At 39.8% G+C, this 24,417-nt stretch carries 26 protein-coding genes and 1 other annotated feature; of the genes, 24 read left to right on the top strand and 2 right to left on the bottom strand.

Going from position 1 to position 24,417, the window contains the following annotated elements:
• Positions 1 to 181 precede the first annotated feature (181 nt).
• Complete coding sequence (locus NV377_RS25760) at positions 182 to 508, bottom strand: hypothetical protein (protein ID WP_258203704.1); 327 nt, start codon at positions 506 to 508, stop codon at positions 182 to 184.
• Between the two features lie 933 nt (positions 509 to 1,441).
• On the opposite strand from NV377_RS25760, the gene NV377_RS25755 reads away from it, so the two are divergent.
• From NV377_RS25755 to pssA, 7 genes are all read left to right on the top strand, one after another.
• Positions 1,442 to 1,903, top strand: a complete 462-nt coding sequence (locus NV377_RS25755; protein WP_258203703.1) for a CtsR family transcriptional regulator — start codon at positions 1,442 to 1,444, stop codon at positions 1,901 to 1,903.
• A gap of 20 nt (positions 1,904 to 1,923) precedes the next feature.
• Positions 1,924 to 2,445: a protein-arginine kinase activator protein McsA gene (gene mcsA, locus NV377_RS25750; RefSeq protein WP_258203706.1), complete on the top strand. Its 522-nt coding sequence runs from the start codon at positions 1,924 to 1,926 to the stop codon at positions 2,443 to 2,445.
• 37 nt (positions 2,446 to 2,482) lie between these two features.
• A complete protein-coding gene (gene mcsB / locus NV377_RS25745) occupies positions 2,483 to 3,568 on the top strand; it encodes a protein-arginine kinase McsB (RefSeq protein ID WP_258203702.1) in 1,086 nt (361 codons plus the stop codon).
• A complete protein-coding gene (locus NV377_RS25740; protein WP_258203701.1) occupies positions 3,565 to 6,006 on the top strand; it encodes an ATP-dependent Clp protease ATP-binding subunit in 2,442 nt (813 codons plus the stop codon). The genes mcsB and NV377_RS25740 overlap by 4 nt, the downstream gene beginning before the upstream one ends.
• A gap of 190 nt (positions 6,007 to 6,196) precedes the next feature.
• Positions 6,197 to 7,564, top strand: a complete 1,368-nt coding sequence (radA, locus tag NV377_RS25735) for a DNA repair protein RadA (protein WP_258203700.1) — start codon at positions 6,197 to 6,199, stop codon at positions 7,562 to 7,564.
• Between the two features lie 244 nt (positions 7,565 to 7,808).
• Positions 7,809 to 8,885: a DNA integrity scanning diadenylate cyclase DisA gene (gene disA, locus NV377_RS25730; RefSeq protein WP_258203699.1), complete on the top strand. Its 1,077-nt coding sequence runs from the start codon at positions 7,809 to 7,811 to the stop codon at positions 8,883 to 8,885.
• 84 nt (positions 8,886 to 8,969) lie between these two features.
• Complete coding sequence (pssA, locus tag NV377_RS25725) at positions 8,970 to 9,698, top strand: CDP-diacylglycerol--serine O-phosphatidyltransferase (protein WP_258203698.1); 729 nt, start codon at positions 8,970 to 8,972, stop codon at positions 9,696 to 9,698.
• Positions 9,699 to 9,875: 177 nt separating this feature from the next.
• Here pssA and NV377_RS25720 read toward each other — a convergent pair whose 3' ends face one another.
• Positions 9,876 to 10,280: a DUF1573 domain-containing protein gene (locus NV377_RS25720; RefSeq protein WP_258203697.1), complete on the bottom strand. Its 405-nt coding sequence runs from the start codon at positions 10,278 to 10,280 to the stop codon at positions 9,876 to 9,878.
• A gap of 146 nt (positions 10,281 to 10,426) precedes the next feature.
• Between NV377_RS25720 and NV377_RS25715 the strand changes: the two genes are divergently transcribed.
• The 17 genes from NV377_RS25715 (at position 10,427) to rplL (ending at position 24,352) form a co-directional block, all read left to right on the top strand.
• Positions 10,427 to 11,521, top strand: a complete 1,095-nt coding sequence (locus NV377_RS25715) for a PIN/TRAM domain-containing protein (RefSeq protein WP_258203696.1) — start codon at positions 10,427 to 10,429, stop codon at positions 11,519 to 11,521.
• Between the two features lie 52 nt (positions 11,522 to 11,573).
• Positions 11,574 to 12,272 (top strand): 2-C-methyl-D-erythritol 4-phosphate cytidylyltransferase, encoded by a 699-nt coding sequence (gene ispD / locus NV377_RS25710; RefSeq protein WP_258203695.1) that lies wholly within the window; start codon positions 11,574 to 11,576, stop codon positions 12,270 to 12,272.
• An 85-nt stretch (positions 12,273 to 12,357) separates the two neighbouring features.
• The gene (ispF, locus tag NV377_RS25705) at positions 12,358 to 12,834 is read left to right on the top strand and encodes a 2-C-methyl-D-erythritol 2,4-cyclodiphosphate synthase (protein WP_258203694.1); all 477 of its coding nucleotides are present in this window, start codon (positions 12,358 to 12,360) and stop codon (positions 12,832 to 12,834) included.
• A gap of 256 nt (positions 12,835 to 13,090) precedes the next feature.
• Positions 13,091 to 14,548: a glutamate--tRNA ligase gene (gene gltX, locus NV377_RS25700; protein WP_258203693.1), complete on the top strand. Its 1,458-nt coding sequence runs from the start codon at positions 13,091 to 13,093 to the stop codon at positions 14,546 to 14,548.
• 1,121 nt (positions 14,549 to 15,669) lie between these two features.
• The gene (cysE, locus tag NV377_RS25695) at positions 15,670 to 16,311 is read left to right on the top strand and encodes a serine O-acetyltransferase (RefSeq protein WP_258203692.1); all 642 of its coding nucleotides are present in this window, start codon (positions 15,670 to 15,672) and stop codon (positions 16,309 to 16,311) included.
• Positions 16,312 to 16,332: 21 nt separating this feature from the next.
• The gene (gene cysS, locus NV377_RS25690; protein WP_258203691.1) at positions 16,333 to 17,742 is read left to right on the top strand and encodes a cysteine--tRNA ligase; all 1,410 of its coding nucleotides are present in this window, start codon (positions 16,333 to 16,335) and stop codon (positions 17,740 to 17,742) included.
• A 9-nt stretch (positions 17,743 to 17,751) separates the two neighbouring features.
• A complete protein-coding gene (locus tag NV377_RS25685; protein ID WP_258203690.1) occupies positions 17,752 to 18,171 on the top strand; it encodes a Mini-ribonuclease 3 in 420 nt (139 codons plus the stop codon).
• Between the two features lie 264 nt (positions 18,172 to 18,435).
• Positions 18,436 to 19,191 carry a 23S rRNA (guanosine(2251)-2'-O)-methyltransferase RlmB gene (gene rlmB / locus NV377_RS25680; RefSeq protein WP_258203689.1) on the top strand — a complete coding sequence of 252 codons (756 nt, stop codon included), beginning with the start codon at positions 18,436 to 18,438 and terminating at the stop codon, positions 19,189 to 19,191.
• A gap of 2 nt (positions 19,192 to 19,193) precedes the next feature.
• Positions 19,194 to 19,727 (top strand): NYN domain-containing protein, encoded by a 534-nt coding sequence (locus tag NV377_RS25675; RefSeq protein WP_258203688.1) that lies wholly within the window; start codon positions 19,194 to 19,196, stop codon positions 19,725 to 19,727.
• A 173-nt stretch (positions 19,728 to 19,900) separates the two neighbouring features.
• Positions 19,901 to 20,557, top strand: coding sequence for an RNA polymerase sporulation sigma factor SigH (gene sigH / locus NV377_RS25670; protein ID WP_258203687.1), 657 nt, complete (start codon positions 19,901 to 19,903; stop codon positions 20,555 to 20,557).
• A gap of 361 nt (positions 20,558 to 20,918) precedes the next feature.
• The gene (gene rpmG, locus NV377_RS25665) at positions 20,919 to 21,068 is read left to right on the top strand and encodes a 50S ribosomal protein L33 (protein WP_082967189.1); all 150 of its coding nucleotides are present in this window, start codon (positions 20,919 to 20,921) and stop codon (positions 21,066 to 21,068) included.
• An 18-nt stretch (positions 21,069 to 21,086) separates the two neighbouring features.
• Positions 21,087 to 21,296 (top strand): preprotein translocase subunit SecE, encoded by a 210-nt coding sequence (secE, locus tag NV377_RS25660; protein WP_258203686.1) that lies wholly within the window; start codon positions 21,087 to 21,089, stop codon positions 21,294 to 21,296.
• Positions 21,297 to 21,319: 23 nt separating this feature from the next.
• Entirely contained in the window at positions 21,320 to 21,853 is a 534-nt protein-coding gene (nusG, locus tag NV377_RS25655; protein ID WP_258203685.1) for a transcription termination/antitermination protein NusG, read from the top strand.
• A 70-nt stretch (positions 21,854 to 21,923) separates the two neighbouring features.
• Positions 21,924 to 22,349 carry a 50S ribosomal protein L11 gene (gene rplK, locus NV377_RS25650; RefSeq protein WP_258203684.1) on the top strand — a complete coding sequence of 142 codons (426 nt, stop codon included), beginning with the start codon at positions 21,924 to 21,926 and terminating at the stop codon, positions 22,347 to 22,349.
• Positions 22,350 to 22,468: 119 nt separating this feature from the next.
• A complete protein-coding gene (rplA, locus tag NV377_RS25645) occupies positions 22,469 to 23,161 on the top strand; it encodes a 50S ribosomal protein L1 (RefSeq protein ID WP_258203683.1) in 693 nt (230 codons plus the stop codon).
• 23 nt (positions 23,162 to 23,184) lie between these two features.
• Positions 23,185 to 23,341 (top strand) — a sequence feature (ribosomal protein L10 leader region).
• A gap of 55 nt (positions 23,342 to 23,396) precedes the next feature.
• Positions 23,397 to 23,900 carry a 50S ribosomal protein L10 gene (gene rplJ / locus NV377_RS25640; protein WP_258203682.1) on the top strand — a complete coding sequence of 168 codons (504 nt, stop codon included), beginning with the start codon at positions 23,397 to 23,399 and terminating at the stop codon, positions 23,898 to 23,900.
• Positions 23,901 to 23,989: 89 nt separating this feature from the next.
• Positions 23,990 to 24,352 carry a 50S ribosomal protein L7/L12 gene (rplL, locus tag NV377_RS25635; protein WP_258203681.1) on the top strand — a complete coding sequence of 121 codons (363 nt, stop codon included), beginning with the start codon at positions 23,990 to 23,992 and terminating at the stop codon, positions 24,350 to 24,352.
• Positions 24,353 to 24,417: the final 65 nt, after the last annotated feature.

Below are 24,417 nucleotides of genomic sequence, written 5' to 3'. Positions count from 1 at the left end.
GCCTTTCAGCGCCGATGGTACTTGGACCGCAGGGTCCTGGGAGAGTAGGACGTCGCCAAGCACGGATAAGCCTATTGCATACATGCAGTGGGCTTTTTTGTGTGTTTTAACGTGTGATCACGATGCGTCGCTCCGAGGTGGATTCGACGGCGAAGAGGCCATTCATCGCTAGTTCCAGTACTCATGTACCCAGTACGTACATTCCTTGCTTCACTGCCCTAGCTTCATGTCCTCTTCTTGGTGCTGACACGTTAAATCCGAGAAGTAACCCTTTTTTAAGAGTGGGGGGAGGAAGAAGAACATGATGACGATGTGCTGCTTCGAAGCCGATTCTATTTCGAGTAGATGATTCATCCGAAGCTAGGTAAGGATCAATAAGAATGTTTCTTTCAGAAACTTTTATTGCTGGTGTACGAATGTCGTACACACCACAGTACGTACATTCCTTGCTTCGCTTCGCTGGCTTCATTCCATCTTCTTGGTGCTGATGGTTATGATATAGATTCACTAAGTGCGAATAAGCCTACTGCATATGCAGTAGGCTTATTTGTTGTCTACTCTAAGTAGCGGGGGAATGTTACGAAGGTTGGTTTTGTTGCGAATGTATTGCGAGGAGTTGATTCAAACATTAAGGCTTGGATAACATAGATGGTAAAGCTAATGTGCAGAAGAATGATAGTGTTTTAAGTCGACTCATGATACTAAATACTGATAATACAGAAGAACAACTTGTTACTGACTACTACAAAACAATGATCATCCTATGTTTTAATATGGAAGTAAAAGGGTAAGTGTTTTAATAAGAAGACGAATCTAGTAGTTGATTTACCTAGTATCTTATAGTGTATTAAGAAGGAAATCGGTGAAATTGGATTATTCAAGAAGAAATAATTATGAGGGAGAGTTATCGCAGTGACCTTCATTGAATGAACGTGCGCTGCAATTCTCATGGGGAAATTCATGCTAAATATATTGTAAAACATTCTCATAAAAAAGTAAATATGGAATATTAATGTAATAATTTGAAGGTTGATCCGACTTAAATCGGGAAACTAAGGTTAATTGATTACATGACAAAATATTCTATTACCGTAATAGCACCGAATACTAATCCAGAAATCTAATCTAATTGAGATTCCACATTATTACTTAAATATTAACAGCTTAAAGGGGCATATGATGCAGTTCATACATAAAATAATGAATGTGATTAAGAAAGAAGCTTGAAAAAAATAGTAGTTTAAGTAGGTATATTTGATCTAGTAAAGAATCATCCTAATTATTAAGAGGAAACGTGCATGATAAGTGGAATATTATAGTTGTTAGAATTGTCAGAAAAATCACGAAAAAAACTTGACCTAAAATATATTATTTGTATAATGGAGTTAAGGTCAAAGAAAGTCAAAGTCAATATAATCAGAAATGAGAGGAGGTTCATGATTTGCGTAATATTTCGGATCTCATCGAGCAGTATTTAAAGCAGATACTTGATAATAGCGGTGAAAGTGCTGTAGAGATTCAACGCAATGATCTGGCCGAAAAGTTCTCTTGTGTTCCCTCTCAAATTAATTATGTGATTAGTACACGGTTTACCCTTGAGAAGGGCTACGTTGTAGAAAGTAAACGCGGCGGTGGAGGATATGTTCGCATTCAACGTGTTGAATTACCTTCATTGAAAGGTATTCAATTGCATTTTGATCAAACGATTGGTGATCAAATTGATCAATGTAATGCAGAAGGACTTATCTACCAGCTTGAAGAAGCAGGTCATATGACAAAGCGTGAAGCAAATCTAATACGTGTAGCCATTCATCGAGATACACTGATATTAAAGCTTCCATATCGTGATGAATTACGAGCAAGGTTATTGAAATCGATGTTGGTTGCTTTACTATTGAAATAAGTAGCAAGGAGTTGTGTATGATGACTTGTCAAGAATGTGGGAAGAGACCCTCAACGTTACATTTTACTAAGATCATAAATGGAGAAAAGACAGAATTTCATATCTGTGAAGCTTGTGCCAGAGAAAAGGGAGAAAGTATTCCTGGATCGCCAAACAGTTTCTCTATTCACAGTCTACTTTCAGGTATTCTAGACTTTGATGCGATCGGTAATAAAAGTTTAAGTAGTATTCAACCTCAAGAATCTGTTCGATGTGAAACTTGCGGAATGAGCTATACTCAGTTTAGTAAAATTGGACGATTTGGATGCAGTGATTGTTATAATGCTTTTTCTGAACGATTGAATCCACTAATTAAACGGATTCACGGCAGTACAACTCATAGTGGAAAAATACCTAAGCGTTCCGGTGGTAAAATTCAATGTAAGAGACAAATAGAAGAATTGCGTAGTGAACTTCATCGCAATATTGAAATCGAAGAGTTTGAAAAGGCAGCTGAGCTTCGAGATGAAATTCGTGAACTTGAGAAAAAAATGCAACAATGATTAATTGACATTATTTATATAGATAGGAGTGAGTTTGTTGACAGAGCATCAATTTTCTTCTGATGCACTTAGTGATTGGATGAGAGGTCAAGGACCAGATTCAGACGTTGTTATAAGTAGTAGAGTTCGCTTAGCACGTAATCTTAATCATCAACCGTTTCCTCTACTTGCGACAACAACTCAATCCAATGAAGTGCTAGAACAATTATTAGCTGTTAGTGATTCGGGAACTCTTGATGCTCACGGGCATTTCAATACAATTTTATTAAAGGATCTCAGTGAATTAGATAAGCGAGTGTTAGTCGAGAAGCATCTTATTAGTCCTAACTTAGCTAATGATTCTCGCGCTGGCGCTGTGATTCTAAGTGATAACGAAGCAGTTAGCATTATGATCAATGAAGAAGATCATTTGCGCATACAATGTTTATATCCAGGTTTTCAAATTATGGAGTCATGGAAATTAGCAAGTGCAATTGATGATTCATACGAGGATGCTATAGAGTTTGCATTTGATGAGAATAAAGGTTACTTAACGACTTGTCCAACCAATGTAGGTACGGGGTTACGAGCATCAGTAATGATGCATTTACCCGCACTAGTACTTACTTCACAAATTAACCGTATACTTTCAGCCGTCACACAGGTAGGTTTAGCTGTTCGTGGGCTTTACGGTGAGGGAAGCGAAGCGTTAGGGAATTTATTTCAAATATCGAATCAAATTACACTTGGTCAATCCGAACAAGAAATCATTGATAATTTGTATAGTGTAGCCAAGCAAATTATTGAACATGAAAAGGCTGCACGTCGTAAGCTAATGAATGAGTCATTCAGGCGTGTAGAGGATCGTGTGAAACGTTCTTATGGTATTCTTGCTCATGCAGCTATTATGGATTCTAAGGAAGCAGCACAACGATTATCTGACGTTCGACTGGGCGCTGATCTAGGCATATTGTCAAATGTTCCGCCGAATGTATTGAATGAATTACTTATTATGACACAACCCGGATTTTTACAACATCGTTATAATGAAAAACTCTCTGTAGATGATCGAGACTATAAGCGAGCAGAACTAATTAGAGAGCAATTGAATAAACAAGGTGAAAGTGGAGGTGCTTCATTATGATGTTTGGTAGATTTACAGAGCGTGCCCAAAAAGTGCTAGCGTTAGCTCAAGAAGAAGCAGTACGTTTGGGACATAACAATATCGGTACAGAGCACATTTTACTTGGTCTAATTCGTGAAGGTGAAGGCATCGCAGCAAAAGCTTTGCAAGGACTAGGATTAGGTCTTGAAAAAATTCAAGATGAAGTAGAAGCGTTAATCGGTCGTGGCCAAGAACAGCCGAATAATATTGCATATACCCCACGTGCAAAAAAAGTTATTGAATTATCGATGGATGAAGCACGTAAGCTTGGTCATACGTATGTAGGTACAGAGCATATTTTACTTGGTCTAATTCGTGAAGGTGAAGGCGTGGCAGCACGTGTGTTGAATAACCTTGGCATTAGCTTGAATAAAGCTCGTCAACAGGTACTTCAACTGTTAGGTAGCAGTGAGGCGGTTTCTAGCCATCAACATACACAAACGAATGTAAGCACACCAACACTTGATGGATTGGCTAGAGACTTAACTGTATCAGCTAGAGAAGGTAATCTAGATCCAGTCATCGGTCGTTCCAAAGAGATTGAACGTGTTATTCAAGTACTAAGTCGTCGCACAAAAAACAATCCTGTTTTAATCGGTGAGCCAGGAGTTGGTAAAACAGCGATTGCCGAAGGATTAGCACAAAAAATTATTAATAACGAAATCCCTGAAACGCTACGCGACAAACGTGTAATGACACTAGATATGGGTTCTGTTGTTGCAGGTACGAAATATCGTGGAGAATTTGAAGATCGTCTGAAAAAAATTATGGACGAAATTCGTCAGGCAGGAAATATTATTTTGTTCATTGATGAGTTGCATACGTTAATCGGCGCAGGCGGTGCTGAAGGTGCTATCGATGCTTCTAATATTTTGAAGCCTGCTTTAGCACGTGGTGAGTTGCAATGTATTGGTGCGACTACACTTGATGAATATCGTAAATACATCGAGAAGGATGCGGCACTTGAACGTCGTTTCCAACCTATAACAGTAGATCAACCATCTGTTGATGAAGCTATTCAAATTCTGTACGGTTTACGTGATCGTTATGAAGCTCATCACCGTGTGAAAATCACTGATGAGTCTATCATTCAAGCAGTGAAATTATCTGATCGCTACATTCCAGATCGCTTCTTGCCAGACAAAGCGATTGACTTGGTCGATGAAGCTGGTTCTCGTGTAAGATTGAACACTTACACTGTACCACCTAATTTGAAAGAATTAGAAAATCGTCTTGAAAATATTCGTAAAGAAAAAGATGCCGCTGTACAGAGCCAAGAGTTCGAGAAAGCAGCTGCACTTCGAGATACAGAACAAAAAATTCGTGAAGAACTAGATACGACGAAAAACATTTGGAAAGAAAAACAAGGACGTACAGACTCTGAAGTAACCCCAGAGGATATCGCACAAGTTGTAGCAAGCTGGACAGGAATTCCAGTTAGCAAACTTGGAGAAGGAGAGACTCAGCGCCTTCTTAATATGGAGAGTATTCTACATGACCGCCTAATTGGTCAAGAAGAGGCAGTGAAGTCAGTGTCTCGTGCCATTCGTCGTGCACGTGCTGGTCTGAAAGATCCTAAGCGCCCAATAGGTTCATTTATTTTCCTTGGTCCTACTGGAGTAGGTAAAACTGAACTAGCTCGCGCATTAGCTGAAGCGATGTTTGGCGATGAGAATGCCGTTATTCGAATTGATATGTCTGAGTATATGGAGAAACATTCTACTTCTCGTCTAGTCGGAGCTCCTCCTGGATATGTTGGTTATGAAGAGGGTGGCCAATTAACGGAGAAAGTACGCCGTAAACCATACTCTGTAGTATTACTAGATGAGATCGAGAAGGCACATCCTGAAGTATTCAACATTTTACTTCAAGTGCTTGAAGATGGACGTCTAACCGATTCGAAAGGTCGTGTAGTTGACTTCCGTAATACGTTAATTATTATGACTTCTAATGTCGGCGCTGACCAAATTAAGAAAAACTCTACACTTGGCTTCACAGCAGTAAATGATGCGGGTAGAGAGTTTGCATCTATGAAAGATAAAGTGTTGGCTGAGCTTAAGAAAAGCTTCCGTCCAGAATTCATTAACCGTATCGATGAAACGATCGTGTTCCATTCTCTTGGTGAAGAACATATTGCACAAATCGTTACGTTAATGTCAGATGATCTTGCTAAACGTTTGAAAGAGCAAGAAATCGAATTTACTTTATCTGATGCAGCGAAGAAATTCCTTGCAAAAGAAGGGTATGACCCACAATATGGTGCTCGTCCATTACGTCGAGCTATCCAAAAACATATTGAAGATCGTCTCTCCGAAGATTTGTTAATGGGTGTTATTCAAAAAGGAGATTCATTCCTTATTGATGAAAAAGACGGTGGCCTAGTTGTAGTGAAAGATGTTAAAGCTACGGTTGAATAAATTAAGTCGATGATTAGCATAGAGTGTCGTAAAAGTAGGGATATCTACTTTTATGACACTCTTTTTATGCTTACAACTGTATCTTTAGAAAGTAAGCTGTTAATGTTAAAATAAAAGAAAATGATCGTAATCGTTATAAAGTGAGAGTTCAAAATTTTCTTTTTTTGAACAACCCTAAAAGGAGTTTATTATGGCAAAAGTGAAAATAAAATTCGCCTGTACAGAATGCGGAACCGAATCAACACGTTGGCTTGGTAAATGTCCTGGCTGTCAGTCATGGAATACGATGGTTGAACATAAAGAAACAGTGTCCAAAACAAAAGGTGTAGGATTAACTGGGGCACTTGGTAAAGAAAAACCGCTGTCAATTATGAAGATAGAAACAGGTAAAGAGCCGCGTATTGAAACGGAAATGGTTGAACTTAACCGAGTACTTGGCGGTGGTGTTGTCCCAGGTTCGCTTATATTAGTCGGGGGAGATCCTGGTATTGGAAAATCTACGTTACTGTTACAAACTTCGCATGCACTTGCCTCTAAAGACTACAAAGTTTTATATATATCGGGTGAAGAATCGGTTCGCCAAACAAAACTGCGCGCCGATCGTCTTGGTGCATTAACAGAGCATTTATACGTACTTTGTGAAACGAATATGGAGCATATTAATGAATCGATAGAAAATCTTGATCCAGATTTTCTAGTCATTGATTCAATTCAAACGGTATATGATCCAAGTGTTGAATCTGCGCCAGGAAGTGTGTCGCAAATTCGTGAATGTACTGCTCATTTTATGAGAGTTGCGAAACAAAAAGGCATTGCGACAGTGTTAGTAGGTCATGTTACAAAAGAAGGTGCGATAGCAGGACCTCGTCTACTAGAACATATGGTTGACTGTGTCCTTTACTTTGAAGGGGAACGACATCATACGTACAGACTGCTACGTGCGGTGAAAAATCGATTTGGATCAACGAATGAAATCGGAATATTTGAAATGGGAGAAGATGGGTTACGAGAAGTAACTAATCCTTCCGAGTTATTTCTCTCGGAACGTCCTCTAGGGGTATCCGGATCAATGGTAGTAGCAAGTATGGAAGGAACGAGACCTGTACTGGTGGAACTTCAAGCATTAGTTGCTCCCACCAATTTTCCTTCGCCGAGGCGAATGTCTGCAGGGATTGATCATCATCGGATGTCATTAATTATTGCTGTACTGGAGAAGCGAATGGGGATGTTCTTACAGAATCAAGATGCTTATCTGAACGTAGCTGGTGGTCTGAAGTTAGATGAGCCTGCAGTAGACTTAGCAGCTGCAGTATGTATTGCTTCTAGTTTCAAAGATGCTCCTACGAAACCGGATGATGTCATCTTCGGTGAAATCGGATTAACAGGTGAAGTGCGAGCAGTTTCGCGAGCAGAACAGCGTGTGAAGGAAGCAGCAAAGCTTGGCTTTAAACGAGTGATTATGCCTGAAAAGAGTCTAAAGGGATGGACTCCACCAAAGGGAATTAAAGTAATTGGGGTTCAAAATATAGCTGAAGCTTTGAAGGCGGCTCTTGAGTAACATTGTGAATAATACGACTAGTAGCTGGAACGAATTGATACAAATGTAGTTAGTTGTATGCTATAGCTAAGTTCTATGTTATTGTAAAATAGTTGAGAATTTAAACAATATTAGATATATTGCTCTGAAAACGCATGAAATTTACAGGATTTCAATATGATATAAGTAGTGTACATAAAACGCTCTATTCTGTTGCAAATTCAGTAGCAAGTATAGAGAGCAGCCTTGGAATAGGGGGATCATCATGAAGGAAGTTAGTCAACGCGAAAAAATGAACAGTTTATTACAACTTGTGGCGCCAGGTACCCCTTTTCGTGATGGGCTGGAAAATGTGCTTCGTGCGAAAACGGGGGCATTACTTGTTGTTGGTTATAGTCCAGAAGTTATGGAAGTTGTAGACGGTGGTTTTGCGATAAATTGTGATTTTTCGCCCAATTATTTGTATGAACTTGCCAAAATGGATGGAGCAATAATATTAAGTGAGGATTTGAAACGTATTTTATATGCAAATACGCAACTTATTCCTAACAGTAGCATACCTTCAACAGAGACAGGTATCAGGCATCGTACTGCTGAACGTGTAGCAAAGCAGACTGGGAAATTAGTGGTTTCTATTTCCCAACGTCGTAATATCATTACATTATATCAAGGATCACTGCGTTATTCCTTGAAAGACATGGGATTTATTCTGACGAAAGCGAATCAAGCTATTCGTACGTTAGAACGTTATCAATCGGTACTTAGTCAAGCATTTACAAACTTATCTGCTATGGAATATGAGGACTTAGTAACGCTACAAGAAGTCGCTTATGTCATTCAACGTTCTGAATTATTAGATCGAATTAAGACTGAAATTATTCGTTACGTCAATGAATTAGGAACAGAAGGCAGATTGATTCGGATGCAGATGGAAGAATTAATTGTTGGTCTTGAAGAAGAAATCTCTTATCTTATTACCGACTATATGAAAGATCCTTCTGCTGGTAAAGTAGCTGAATTCCAACAATCGTTGAAAAGATTAAGTAACGAAGAATTACTTGAAGCATCTATGATTGTGAAATTGCTTGGTTATCCGAATAGTACGATGCTAGCAGATGAAGCGATTTCTTCTCGAGGATATCGATTATTGTCCAAAATCCCAAGATTACCTATATCTATTATGAATAAATTGGTAGAAAAATTCGGGAAGCTTTCGGTTATATTAATGGCAACAGCAGAGGATTTGGACGCAGTTGAAGGTATCGGAGAAGTAAGGGCTAGAACGATCAGAGATGGATTGAGACGCATCCAAGAGCAAGTGTTCATTGACAGACAAATCTAAAACCCCTACAATTAACTGAATGTGCTACAAAATATGTATTCATTATTGTAGGTATAACGCATTGAAAAAAAAGAGGTGGATGAGATGATTACGAAGTCAATACCGAGCATTCTTACGCTAGGAAACTTATGTCTTGGTGTAATCTCAATCATGTTAGTTTTCAACGAACGCTCAGGTATGGCAGCAATCATGATCATAATTGCAATGTTATTAGATGGCGTTGACGGCCGTGTTGCTCGAGCACTTAATGCTCAAAGTGAGTTTGGCAAAGAGTTAGATTCTTTAGCAGATGTAATTTCATTTGGGGTAGCCCCTGCTTTTATTATGTATGTTGTGGCATTACAAGATGTAACACCGATGTTATCTTGGTTTGTAACTGCGTTGTTTCCGATATGTGGTGCACTTCGTCTTGCAAGGTTCAACGTTAAATCAAGTTCACCAGGACATTTCATAGGATTACCTATTCCTGCAGCAGGTGGAATACTTGCTACAGTAGCTCTATTCAAAGGTGATGTTTCGCCAATCGTATTTATTATTACATCAATTGTTTTAGCATTATTAATGGTCAGTAATATTCGTTATCCAAGTTTCAAGCGGATTGGTATTCCAAAAAGTGCAGTTTGGGTTATTCCTATTATTGTTATTGTTGCACTTGTTATTGGGATTATGTTTGAGGAGCACTTATCGAAAATATTCTTTATTCCGTTAATTTTATATGCTCTTTACGGATTAAAAAAAAACGTTAGACGTCGTTCGAAAAGAAAACAACAGTATAACATTCAAGAAGAAGAGCAATCTGAAAAGCATGCCTAATGATATAAAGAGCGTACGCTTCGTAGTTATTATTAACTACTGTAGCGTACGCTCTTTTTGCTATCACAATGGAATTTATAAATTTCCAAGGATAGCGATGGACAAATTCTATTTGGCGATAAAACCTACCTTATAAACGAGGTCGCTCACCCTCGAATGACCTCGATAGAGGTTTTCTCATGTTAGATTAAATACTCCTAGAGTTGAACATTTCGTCGATTCTGCGGCAACTACTTCTGTAAGATCAAGCTGCAATTGCGTACAAAGTGCGGTGAGATAGAAAAGATTGCGACCTAATGAAGATTCGACAAATTCCTTGCAATGTTCACATAATTGACCTGAGAGATGATTGTTAATTGTTGATTGTGAGGCATCTAGAGATTGTAATTCATTGAATGGTTGCTTGGATGCATTTAATTCGATACAACCACAGTCAGTAATTGCCTTTGTAACAGATCGATTAACAGCTGCACTTGTCTGATCTAACTTGGACATAATGTCAAGCACACTTCGATGTCTAAGAAGTAGTTGTGATACTTGATCTTGAAATTGATCTAGCGAGGGACTCTCCTTTGAAGACACAATCTTCACCTGCCTCTTAAAGTGTATTATGGCTATATTATAAACATTATTTCATGCGATTTCCACTTTGTGTATATTTTGTTGCAAACAGACGGTTAACCTTTCGAAAAATTGCTAATAATTGTAATGGAGGTGAAAGGTAACCTATGAAAAAATTGATTATTATTATAGGTATTTGTATTGGTGCGATGATAGGAGCCGAAATGTCTAGTTGGTTCAATTCTAGTATGGCATGGTCTAATTCAGCGTATCCTTTCTTACAGCACTCAGGCACTTATTACATGAACGTAGCAATTGGAGCATTTCTAGGGTGGATGGTGACTAGTATATTTGCCAAACCACTCGTGCAATTGCTGAACAGCGGAGTAAGTAAAACAGAAGGAATGCCACTTCGTCAATTATTATCTGCAATTGGTGGATTATGTGTAGGGCTATTTATAGCTGCACTGGTCTATCCTGCAATTGCACTTCTCGGCGGGATGTGGAAGCTTGTACCTGTTGCGTTAGCGTTAATAAGTGGTTACATTGGTGTAATGATTGGCGTTCGAAAGCAAGATGAATTGGCAGTAGTTGTAGGACAGTTACTGGAAAAACAGAAAGTAGTTGCTTCTCAAGGCGAAGTTAAAGGATATGAAGAGCATAAAATACTTGATACAAGTGTAATTATCGATGGTCGTATAGCTGACATTTGTAAGACTGGGTTTATTGAAGGGACTCTCGTTATTCCTGAATTCGTGCTTGAGGAATTACAGCATATCGCTGATTCTTCTGATTTGTTAAAACGTAATCGAGGTCGTCGTGGCTTAGATATACTGAACAAAATCCAAAAAGAGTTAGATGTTCATGTTTTAATCTACGAAGGAGACTTCGAAGAAATTAGTGAAGTGGACAGTAAACTTGTTAAGCTTGCAAAGGTTTTATCTGGTAAAGTAGTCACGAACGACTTTAATTTGAATAAAGTATGCGAACTACAAGGTGTATCTGTTCTTAATATTAATGATCTTGCTAATGCCGTAAAACCGGTAGTTTTGCCAGGCGAAGAAATCGTTGTGCAAGTTATTAAAGATGGCAAGGAAAATGGGCAAGGCGTTGCCTATCTAGATGACGGTACGATGATCGTTGTTGAAGGTGGGAGAGAATATATTGGACATACGATGGAAGTACTTGTAACGAGCGTATTACAAACATCTGCAGGTAGAATGATATTTGCTAAGCCAAAGTTATTGGAAAAAGCGCTATAACAAGGTATGATAATACTATTATATATAGTATGGTCTAAGGTAGGTATCACTCATGAATGAACTTTGGGGTGTCGTAATCGTAGCTGCAGGACGTGGAACACGTATGGGTACGAGTGAAAGTAAACAATATTTACAACTTGGCGATAGACCGATACTTGTACATACACTAGAGCGATTTCAAATGATGAAGGACATTAGTGAAATTGTACTTGTGGTAAGCGCTGAAGATGTAGAGCGTTGTCAGCAATGGCGTGACCAATATAACATTATGAAGTTAAAGGTTATTATACCGGGCGGTACAGAGCGTCAGCATTCTGTGTATGCAGGATTGCAACATATAGAATCATCATGGGTTATGGTTCATGATGGGGTTAGACCATTCGTCTCTGAATATGCCGTAAAAGCATGTTGTGCGAAGGCCGTAGAACACGGTGCTGCTGTTCTAGCAGTTCCAGTGAAAGATACGATCAAGCAAGTGAATAGCGAAGGTGTAATTACAGCTACTCCAGATCGTAAAAGCTTGTGGGCTATTCAAACCCCGCAAGCTTTTCGTCATGACTTATTGCTACAAGCACATGAAGATGCGTTAACAAAAGGGTTACTTGGAACAGATGACGCAATGGTTGTAGAATGGGCAGGGTTACCTGTAGTTGTATCTGAGGGTGAGTATACGAATATTAAAATTACGACTCCTGAAGATTTGCCTTGGGCGGAACAACTGCTTTCTAAGATGGATAATGAGATATCTTAATAGAGGTTTATGCTTCCGATGCTACTTTTTGTTTCAAATGAAGCAATCCAGGAAGCCAACAAAAAGTTTTAGGGGGAAATAAACTATGATTAGAATTGGACAAGGGTTTGATGTACATCAATTAGTAGAGGATCGTCCGTTAATTATTGGCGGAGTGACTATTCCTTATGAAAAAGGGTTACTAGGACACTCAGATGCGGATGTATTGTTGCACACAATAACAGATGCTATTCTAGGTGCGCTCGCTTTAGGAGATATTGGTAAACATTTCCCTGATACAGATGCTGCTTATAAAGACGCGGATAGTGTAGAATTATTACGTAAAGTTTGGGAAATGGTCGAAAATAGAGGCTACCAACTTGGCAATGTAGATGCTACAATTATTGCGCAAAAGCCTAAAATGCTTCCGTACATTCCTGCGATGGTTGAAGTGATTGCAAATGTATTACATGCTGATCATTCTCAGGTCAATGTTAAGGCAACGACTACAGAGCAGCTCGGCTTTGCTGGACGCGGTGAAGGTATCGCTTCACAAGCAGTCGTCTTGTTGGTTAAAAAGTAGACTTTGATAACGATGTAGAGCTAACGTAGGTTACTCGACGTCGAAGATGAAGTTAATTTGGGAAGTCCGGTACGCATGTACCAATAACGTACATTTACGTTTCCTCCTTCCTCAAATAAACTCCATCTTCTTGGTTCTGAAAGCCCACTTTTAACCTTTATTTGAAGTTCGAACTTTAGTTTATACTTCCGATGTATTTTTCTGTACGAGGAAGTTGAGTTATAAAGCTCAGAAAAATTTTAGGAGGAAATAGACTATGTCAGATATTAGAGTTAGATATGCACCGTCACCAACGGGTCATCTACATATTGGTAACGCAAGAACGGCATTATTCAATTATTTATATGCACGTCATTTAGGTGGAAAGTTTATTATACGTATCGAAGATACTGATGTTAAACGTAATGTTGCTGGTGGTGAAGAAAGCCAGTTGAAATACTTGAAATGGCTTGGTATTAATTGGGATGAAAGTATTGATGTTGGCGGGGAGTATGGTCCATATCGTCAGACTGAACGTCTTGATATATATAATAAGTATTGGCAAGATCTTATCGATCGTGGCTTAGCTTACCGTTGTTACTGTACAGAAGCAGAGCTAGAGCAAGAGCGTGAAGAACAAACTGCTCGTAATGAAACGCCTCGCTATTCTGGTAAGCACCGTAATCTAACAGATGAGCAAAGAGCTGCTTTTGAAGCGGAAGGTCGTATTCCTAGCATTCGCTTCAAAGTTCCTGCAGATCGTACGTATACATTCAATGACATGGTTAAAGGAACTATTTCTTTCGATACGAATGAAATGGGTGACTTCGTTATCGTGAAAAAAGATGGAATTCCTACGTATAACTTTGCGGTAGCCCTTGATGATCATTTAATGAAAATTAGTCATGTTCTACGTGGAGAAGACCATATTTCTAATACGCCTAGACAATTAATGATCTATGAAGCATTCGGGTGGGAGCCACCACAATTTGCGCATATGACATTAATCGTGAATGAGAATAAGAAGAAGTTAAGCAAACGTGATGAATCCATTATTCAATTTATCGAACAATATGATAAATTAGGTTATTTGCCTGAAACATTAATTAACTTTATCGCATTGTTAGGTTGGTCACCAGAAGGTGAACAAGAGATGTATAGTTCTGAACAACTTATTGAAGTGTTCGACGCTAGTCGTCTAAGTAAAAGTCCTGCTGTTTTTGATTCACAAAAACTTGCGTGGATGAATAATGAATACATTAAGAAGGCAGATATCGATCGTATCGTTGCGTTATGTCTACCTCATCTACAAAGTGCGGGATTAATAGCAGAACAACCTAGCGAAGAAGTACTATCTTGGGTACACGATCTAGTTGCCCTACATCAAGATAAACTTCGCTGCGCATCTGAAATTATTGAACATACAGCTTTATTCTTCCGTGAGACAGTTGAAGATGAAGCAGAAGCCATCGAAGTGTTAGCAGAAGAAACAGTACCTACTGTATTATCAGCTTTCCTAGCGGAATTACAAACAGATGGTGCAGAATTTACAGTGGACGGAATTAAAGCAATGATTAAGTCTGTACAGAAATCAACAGGATGCAAAGGTAAAGCGCTGTTCATGCCAATCCGTGCTGCCATCACTGGCCAAACACACGGTCCTGACTTGAACCAATCGCTTGTATTGTTAGGGCACGATAAAGTAGTATCACGCCTACAAGCACGCCTAGCATAATTGTGTCGTTGTAGCGGGTCTGATGTAATAGGTATGCTAGGTTGTATTCAACCAGGATCAAAGATCCGACGTTGAAGCATCGAAGTGATTCACGGAGGGTTTACTCACAATAGGGCATAGTTAGATGTCGCTTATATTCAACCAAGATCAAAGATTCGAAGTTGAATCATCGAAGCGTATCGTAGAGGGTTACTCATAGGGGGGCATCATCGAATGTTCGCTTGTCAGCACCGAGTAGTTGGCATGAAGCTAGTGAAGTGAGAAACGGAGTGTACAAAGTAGTACACGAGTATTGGAGCAAGCGATGAATGCCAACTACGAAGTCGAGTAAGAGTCGTCAGCGTAATCATCGTGATCACAAGCGAACTGATGCTTGTCAGTATGTGGGGTATTCGTTATACTGTATACTATTGAATAACATAGAAGCACTGATCAGGATTAGTAAATTAGATGTCGATGTTCAGAGAGGATAATCAGCGTTTTCTCCTATAGAAGAGAATACGTGGGCTGAAAATTATCTCATCACAATAATTGAAGTTGCACCTGTGAGCTTTGTTCCGATCTGTTCTCGTATGAACAGGGTAGGTCACAACGTATCATCTGCGTTAAAGATGCTAAGATAATAGGAGAATGCTCAGCATGTTGTCATTTCTCTTATTAAACAGAGTGGAACCGCGATCTTTGACGCCTCTGTGGCACTATATGTGCTACAGAGGCTTTTTTGTTCTTTTGTAAAGGATGTTCAATTTGCATGACTGTGATCACGAGGATTATGCTGACGTAGTTTAATCGGCGTAGAACAAGTCATTCAGCACAAGCTTCCGCAGAAGGAAGCTTTCCAATTGTGATCACGATTTTGAAACCATTCAACTAGGATCAAAGATCCGGCGTTGAATCATCGAAGCGAATCAATAGCAGTTCACCATAGACCTACCCACAAGCAGCATCATCGAATATTTCGCTTGTCAGGACCGAGTAGTTGACATGAAGCTAGTGACGTGAGAAACGGAGTGTACGTGGTTGGTACACGAGTATCGGAGCGATCGATGAATGACAACTACGAAGTCGAATAAACTGCGAAGCCAGACATCGTACTGACAAGTGAAAAGGGGGAAACGTGTATGTTTCGGCATTTCCGATCCGACATCCAAGCAGTAATAGAGAATGATCCAGCTGCAAGAAGTCGGTTTGAAGTTATTTTCACTTATTCTGGTTTACACGCAATATGGGCGCACCGTATTGCTCATGCTTGCTATAATGGAAGATGGTATACACTAGCTAGAGTTATTTCTCAAGTAAGTAGATTTTTCACAGGTATCGAAATACATCCTGGAGCACAGATCGGTGACCGTTTATTTATCGATCATGGTATGGGAGTCGTTATTGGTGAAACTTGTATCATTGGCGATGATGTAGTTATCTATCAAGGTGTGACATTGGGCGGTACAGGTAAAGAAAAAGGTAAGCGACACCCAACCATTGGCAATAATGTTGTTATTGGCTCCGGATCTAAGGTGTTAGGTTCTTTCTCTGTAGGGAATAATTCTAGTATTGGTTCCAACGCGGTTGTCCTTCGGGAAGTACCGGACAATTGTACCGTTGTAGGTAATCCAGGTCGAATAGTGAAACGAAACGGTGAGAAAGTTCGCGATCGACTTGATCATACACAGTTACCGGATCCTATTATTGAAATGCTGAGAGAAATGCAACAAGAGATTGATATACTAAAAAAATTTAGAAAAGATAATGATCTGAGTAGTTAATTAGGGTGGAGGGTTACTTTAATGTCAGTTACGATTTATAATACCATCACACGTCAAAAAGAGCAGTTTGTACCGATTGAAGCGGGCAAAGTGCGAATGTATGTGTGTGGACCGACGGTATATGATTATATTCATATTGGGAATGCACGTCCTGCAATTTTCTTTGATGTCGTTCGACGTTATTTGGAGCATACGGGACTTGAAGTGAATTACATTTCTAATTTTACAGATGTAGACGATAAGCTGATTCGTAAAGCTAACGAGCTTGGTACAACAGTTAATGAAGTCGCAGATAAATTTATTGCAGCTTTCCATGAAGATACTGCAGCAATTGGTATTCGCCCGGCGAACTTGAACCCACGTGTAATGGATCATATCGATGAGGTCGTTGAATTTATTGCTGGACTAGTAGACAAAGGACACGCTTATGAAAGTGCAGGAGACGTCTATTTTAGTACTTCTACATTCCCTGACTACGGCAAACTATCACATCAGAACCTCGATGAGTTACAACATGGTATTCGTGTTGAACTTGATGAGCGCAAAGAGAATGCACAAGATTTTGTACTATGGAAATCAGCTAAACCTGGTGAAATCAACTGGGATAGTCCTTGGGGTAAAGGCCGTCCAGGTTGGCATATCGAATGTTCGGCAATGGCACGTAAATATTTGGGCGATACGCTGGATATCCATGGCGGCGGACTTGATCTGCAATTCCCACATCATGAGTGTGAAGTTGCACAATCGGAGTGCTTAACTGGAGAGTCACTTGCTCATTATTGGATGCATAATGGGTACATTCATATTAATAATGAGAAAATGTCTAAATCACTTGGTAATGGTATTACCGTTCGTGAAATCGTGAAAAAAGTAAAACCACAAGCGATCCGTTACTTTATGCTTGCTGCTCATTATCGTAGCCCGCTGAACTTTAGTGATGATACGGTGGCTCAGGCATTGAATAGCGTTGATCGTATTACTAACGGTTATAACAATGTCGTTCACCGTCTTGAACTTGCTAAAGATCAAGAGCCAGGTAGTGTAGATGCACAATTACAGGCTGAACTACAGCGAATTGAAAATAATTTTAATAGTAAAATGAATGATGATTTCAATACGCCAGATGCAATTACTGCTTTGTTCGAGTTAGTGGCGCTTGCGAATACAAATTTACAGGATTCTAATCTAAGCTACTCGTCTATCGAAGCTATTCAAAAATTATTCCTAGCATTCAATAATGTTCTTGGATTATTGCCTGAGCAAGCGGAAGTAGATAATTTAGAAGAGCAAGTCGAGCAACTTATTGTTGAACGTACAGAAGCAAGAGCGACAAAAAATTGGGCAAGAGCAGATGAGATTCGTGATTTGCTTAATGAAATGAATATCGTACTAGAGGATACTCCGCAAGGTATTCGCTGGCGCCGTAAGTGAGTGTGAACTATGGATAATTCATTTGCATTTCATAAACCTAGTAAATCACCGAATCTTGTCTCGCCTGTAGTATTAGCTTATATGGGTGATGCGGTATATGAGATGATGATAAGACAATATTTGATTTCCTTACCTAATCATAAGTCACATCATTTGCATAAAGAAGCTACGCAATTCGTGTCTGCAAAGGCACAACGCAAAATGTTAGAAAAATGGCATTCGCACCTTACGGAGGAAGAAGCGGATATCGTTCGACGTGGTCGTAACACTAAATCCGGTAATCCTCCGAAAAATGCAGATATGTTAGATTATCGGCATGCCACTGCACTGGAAGCATTAGTTGGTTATTTATATTTTGAAGGACGGGTCGAACGTCTAGGGCAATTACTAGAAATCGGCATTGAAGGTAGTTCAAAAAGTGGAATTTGATAACGATGATTAGGCTAACGTCCACTTTTTGAACCCCATTGGAATAATTCAAACTTAAAATGAAAGATCAAAACATTTGCTTGTCAGCACTGAGAAAATGCCATAAAGCTAGTGACGTGAGGAGCGGAGTGTACGTAGTTGGTACAGTGCACCGGAACTAGCGATGAATGGCAGTTTTGATGCCGATTAAGCTACGTTGGCCAATCATCGTGATCACAAGGGAATGTCTTGAGCTACCTCTAAAGGTAAGAAAGGGTGAACAACATGTCAGAGACTCATAATACAGAAGGTTTGATCGCCGGAAAGCATCCTGTGCTGGAAGCATTACGCTCAGGTCGTGAAATTAATAAGATTTGGATTGCTGAAGGTGCACAAAAAAGCGTAACAAGTTCCATTCTTGGAGAAGCGAAGAAAAATGCAATCGTTATTCAATTCGTTGATAAGCGTAAGTTGGATCAACTTGTACCTGGAGTAACACATCAAGGAGTTGTTGCTCAAGCTGCAGCTGTTGATTATATTGAACTGGAAGATTTACTTGCTATTCCAGCACAGAAAGGTGAGATACCACTATTCATCATTCTTGATGAAATTGAAGATCCGCATAACTTAGGTTCCATCCTTAGAACTGCGGAATGTACTGGAGTACATGGTGTTATTATTCCTAAGCGACGTTCGGCGGGGCTGACAGCTACTGTTTTGAAAATTTCAGCAGGCGCTGCAGAACACATACCTGTAGCACGTGTAACGAATTTGGCACAGACGATTGAAGTGATGAAAGAAGCGGGAGTATGGATAGCAGGTGCTGATGTTGGGGCAACTGCCGATGTATATGCCAATAAATTCGATATGCCACTTGCATTAGTCATTGGTAATGAAAGTAGTGGTTTAGGACGTTTAATTAAAGAAAAATGCGATTTTCTTGTGAAGCTTCCTATGGCTGGACAATTGAATTCGCTTAACGCATCAGTAGCTGCTGGTGTGCTGATGTATGAGGTGCTAAGACAACGTAGAGGTTTATAGTTATGATAAATAGGCGTAATGATGTGCTACTTGTTGATGGCTATAATATGATCGGAGCATGGCCAGAACTGGCGCGCTTGAAAGATATTGGCTTGGAAGAAGCAAGAGATAAGCTCCTACATATGTTGGCTGATTATCAAGGCTTTACCGGTCTACATGTATATGTCATTTTTGACGCCCATCAAATGCCAGGTATTGGAGCGACATACAATCAGCACAGATTAACCGTCGTCTATACGAAAGAAAAAGAAACAGCAGATGAATGCATTGAACGCATTTGTAGTGAGTGGAAAAGTCGCAGACGTAATGTATATGTTGCAACTTCTGATATGATGGAGCAGCATGTAATTTTTGGACAAGGTGCACTGAGGATGTCGGCTCGTGAACTGCTTATCGAGATCAAGCAGAATAATGTTGATATTAAACAAACCATTACTGAACCTGCCACTAAGAAACGTCATTCTATAGATAATCGTGTGACGGATGAAGTATGGTTGAAACTTGAAAAATTAAGACGTGGGCAGAAGCCAGATTGAGCATATTGTTGCGTCTTGTGGAAAATTAACCATTAAATTCTAATTATGTTATAGAATATACAGGAAATAGGCTCATCTCGGTTGACTGAAAAGCCTATTTTCATGTATACTGACTCTATGTTTTGTGCATACAAATCTAGCGGTGTACGCCTTGCAGGCCGGAGGGATGGGGTATGAGTATCGACCTCAAAGAATGGAGTACGCTCGAATATGATAATAATACGGATGAAGAAATTGTAGAAGCTGTCCGTAATGGTGAAAGTATAGCTTTGGAATACTTGATCAATAAATATAAAAACTTCGTGAGAGCGAAGGCTAGGTCGTACTTTTTAATAGGTGCTGATCGAGAAGATATTGTTCAAGAAGGTATGATAGGATTATACAAAGCGATTCGTGACTATAAGGGAGACAAGTTGTCTAGCTTTAAAGCATTTGCTGAACTTTGTATTACACGTCAGATTATTACCGCAATCAAAACTGCTACTCGCCAAAAGCATATTCCTCTTAATTCCTATGTTTCTTTGGACAAACCGATATACGATGAAGATTCCGACCGTACGCTATTAGATGTTATATGCGGTACTAGAGTGTCGGACCCGGAAGAGTTAATAATTAATCAAGAAGAATTTTCAGGACTTGAAGATAAGATGGCGGAGATACTTAGTGATTTGGAACGTAAAGTACTTATGCTTTATCTAGATGGTCGTTCGTATCAAGAAATTGCTGTTGATTTGAAGCGTCATGTAAAGTCGATTGATAATGCTTTGCAACGAGTAAAACGTAAACTTGAAAAATACTTGGAAGTTAGAGACACATCAGACCAACTATGACAGCTATCATATGAATCATACGTAATATATAGAAATTAACGAACAACGGACTGTCTTTGCTGTCTGAAATTTTCAGGCACCGAAGACAGTCCATTGGTTTAATGAGACAGTAATTGGAATATACTAGATGGACGAGGGTTGATAAAGCTAGAAGTAATAAGAAGTATAGCGATACAATCTTGAAAATCATGGTATATTGCACGCCCGAGACAGTTGTTTTGCATTGACATGACGGATGCCTTATGCTAAAGTTGTAAGGTAGGCCTTGGAAAAGGTTTTTTCGTTATGGCGAAATCGACACAGGGCGTAGAATTTGAGCTTTTTGCTTCTTATTTTTTAGCAGTTCGGGAGGTGTTATTCAATGCGGGTTATCATCACGCTGGCATGCACAAACTGCAAACAGAGAAACTATGCGACAACTAAGAACAAACGCAATCACCCCGACCGCATCGAGTTGAAGAAGTTTTGCAAGTTTTGTAACGAGCAGACTCCTCATCGCGAGACGAGATAGTCAATGGGAGGTGTGACCGTGACATTTTTGGCGAAAGTGAAACAGAGCTTTAGTACGACGTTTAGTTTTTTTGCTGACAGTTGGGCAGAGTTAAAGAAAGTCCGTTGGCCTAATCGCAAGGAATTAACTAGCTATTCTATCGTTGTCTTGGTGACGGTTGTGGCTGTGACGATTTACTTCTGGCTTCTAGACATCGGGATTTCAGCTCTCGTAAATCTAATTGTCTGAGAAGGCCCAAAGGTGGATTTGTGATGGAAAAAAGATGGTACGTCGTGCACACGTACTCCGGTTATGAGAACAAGGTGAAAGCCAATTTGGAACGTCGCGTTGAATCAATGAATATGGAAGACAAAATCTTCCGTGTCCTTGTGCCAATGGAAGAAGAGATCGTGGAGAAGGACGGTAAGAAAAAAGTCGTCCAACGTAAGGTTTATCCTGGATACGTTCTTGTCGAGATGGTTCAAACTGATGATTCATGGTATGTTGTTCGAAATACACCTGGAGTTACGGGTTTTGTAGGATCTACGGGTTCAGGTTCAAAACCTACCCCATTGTTGCCTGAAGAAGTGGAACAAATTCTTAAGCACATGGGAATGGATGAGCCTAAGCCGAAGATTGAGTTCGAGCTAAAAGAAACTGTTCGCGTCAAAGTAGGTCCTTTTGCAGACTTTGTCGGATCGGTAGAAGAAATTCTACTCGACAAGGCGAAGCTGAAGGTTCACGTCAACATGTTTGGCAGAGAAACCCCGCTTGAGCTAGATTATACTCAGGTGGAAAAAATCTAATTATTTTAGGTTGGTTCTCAAGCAGATGCTCGAGAGAATGTCTGTATATCAAGTCAAGGAGGTGTGAATCATGGCAAAGAAAGTCATTAAATTGGTTAAGCTTCAAGTTCCTGCTGGTAAAGCTAATCCAGCGCCACCAATCGGTCCTGCTCTAGGTCAAGCTGGTGTGAACATCATGGCATTCTGTAAGGAGTTTAACGCTCGTACAGCAGACCAAGCTGGATTGATTATTCCAGTTGTTATCACAGTATTCGAGGATCGCTCCTTTACATTCGAAACTAAAACGCCACCGGCAGCAGTATTGCTTCGTGTAGCAGCAGGTATCGAAAAAGGTTCTGGTGAACCGAATAAGAAAAAAGTTGCAACGGTTAAACGTGACAAAGTTCGCGAAATCGCTGAAACTAAAATGCCTGACCTTAACGCTGCTTCTGTAGAAACAGCTATGCTTATGGTTGAAGGTACTGCTCGTTCTATGGGTATTACAATCGTCGACTAGTCGAAATGATTGTAACGCTGATGTAAAGCGGCATCTCGCTTCGTGAAGCTTTGCTTCACAGGTGGGAGGAGTGCATCTCGAATGCTACTCCGTTAAAACCACATTAGGAGGAACTTACAATGGCTAAACATGGTAAAAAGTATGTTGAAGCTGCTAAGCTTATTGATAGCGAAGCTAGCTACGAGCCACAAGAGGCAATTGATCTTGTGAAAAAAACTGCAACAGCTAAGTTTGACGAGTCTGTTGAAGTTGCTGTACGTTTGGGTGTAGACCCTCGTAAGCAAGACCAAGCTGTTCGTGGTGTAGTAGTACTACCACACGGTACTGGTAAAACTAAAAAAGTTCTAGTTTTCGCTAAAGGCGAAAAAATTAAAGAGGCAGAAGCTGCTGGCGCTGACTATGTTGGCGACACAGATATGATCAACAAAATCCAACAAGGTTGGTTCGATTTCGATGTTTGCGTAGCAACTCCAGACATGATGGCTGAAGTTGGTAAACTTGGTCGTATCCTTGGTGGTAAAGGTCTTATGCCGAACCCTAAAGCTGGCACAGTAACATTTGATGTTACTAAAGCTGTTCAAGAAATCAAAGCGGGTAAAATTGAATACCGTCTTGATAAAGCCGGTCAAATTCACGCTCCAATCGGTAAAGTATCATTCGATTCTGAAAAATTGAATGAAAACTTGAAAGCATTGTTAGATGCTTTGATTCGTGCGAAACCAGCTGCTGCTAAAGGTGTTTACTTGAAAAACATCTCTGTTTCTTCTACAATGGGTCCAGGTGCTCGCGTTAATACTGCTAGCTACCGCTAATTGATAGACAAGAAACATTGAATTAACTTTGAATATGCATACCGTAGACAGTAGGTGCCCTAGTGGCTTAAATATCCTACCGAGGTGTTATGATAGAGCGTTTATAGCATTCAATTGTATTGAATAGCGAACGGAATCATGGCCCTTGCTTAATCTGCGAGGGCCTTTCTCATGCATCGAGGATAGGATCTCTCTAAATTACACGGGATGTAACAAATAACGGGAGGTGTACAGTTTGGCTAACGCTAAAATTATCCAAAAGAAACAAGAAGCAGTTGACGTGGTAGCTGCGAAGCTTGCTTCCAGCCCAAGTACAATCGTTGCTGATTATCGCGGATTGAACGTTGCTCAAGTAACTGAACTTCGTAAACAGCTTCGCGAAGCTGGTGTTGAGTTCCAAGTTCTTAAAAACTCAATCGTTCGTCGTGCGACTGAAGGTACTGATTACTCAGCGCTTAACGATATTCTTTCTGGTCCTACAGCAATTGCATTTAGCGCAGAAGACGCTATTGCTCCTGCTAAAATTCTTAACGATTTCGCTAAGAAAAATGACGCTTTGAAACTTAAAGGCGGTCTAGTTGAAGGTAAAGTCGTTGATGGAGATCAAGTTAAAGCTCTTGCAGAACTTCCTTCTCGCGATGGTCTTCTTTCTATGCTACTCAGCGTACTACAAGCACCAGTTCGCAACTTCGCGCTTGCAGTTAAAGCTGTTGCAGAAAAACAAGAAGCACAAGCTTAATTTCGTTTCATAGATTTATGCTTCAACATTGATGCATCTTGCATCGCAAATCAAACCAAAAAAATAATATAATTACCGGAGGTAATATCATGTCTAATGAACAAATCTTAGAATCAATTAAAGGTATGACTGTTCTTGAATTAAACGATCTTGTTAAAGCTATCGAAGAAGAATTCGGCGTAACTGCTGCAGCTCCAGTTGCTGCAGTTGCTGGTGGCGGAGATACTGCTGCTGCTGCTCAAACTGAATTCGATGTTATCCTTAACAACGCTGGTCCTTCTAAAATCAACGTAATCAAAGCTGTTCGTGAAATCACTGGTCTTGGCTTGAAAGAAGCTAAAGAACTTGTTGATGGCGCTCCTAAAGCAGTTAAAGAAGGCATTAGCCAAGAAGATGCAGACGCTATTAAAGCTAAACTTGAAGAAGCTGGCGCATCTGTAGAAGTTAAGTAATTAACGGATACAATCTTACTTGCTAACTAAATGGCGAGTATAACAGAGCCCCTTGAAGCCTAGGT

It is taken from the genome of Paenibacillus endoradicis (assembly GCF_024721975.1).
The sequence above is the reverse complement of the archived record's forward strand: the minus strand, read 5'-3'. Positions and strand labels throughout refer to the sequence as shown.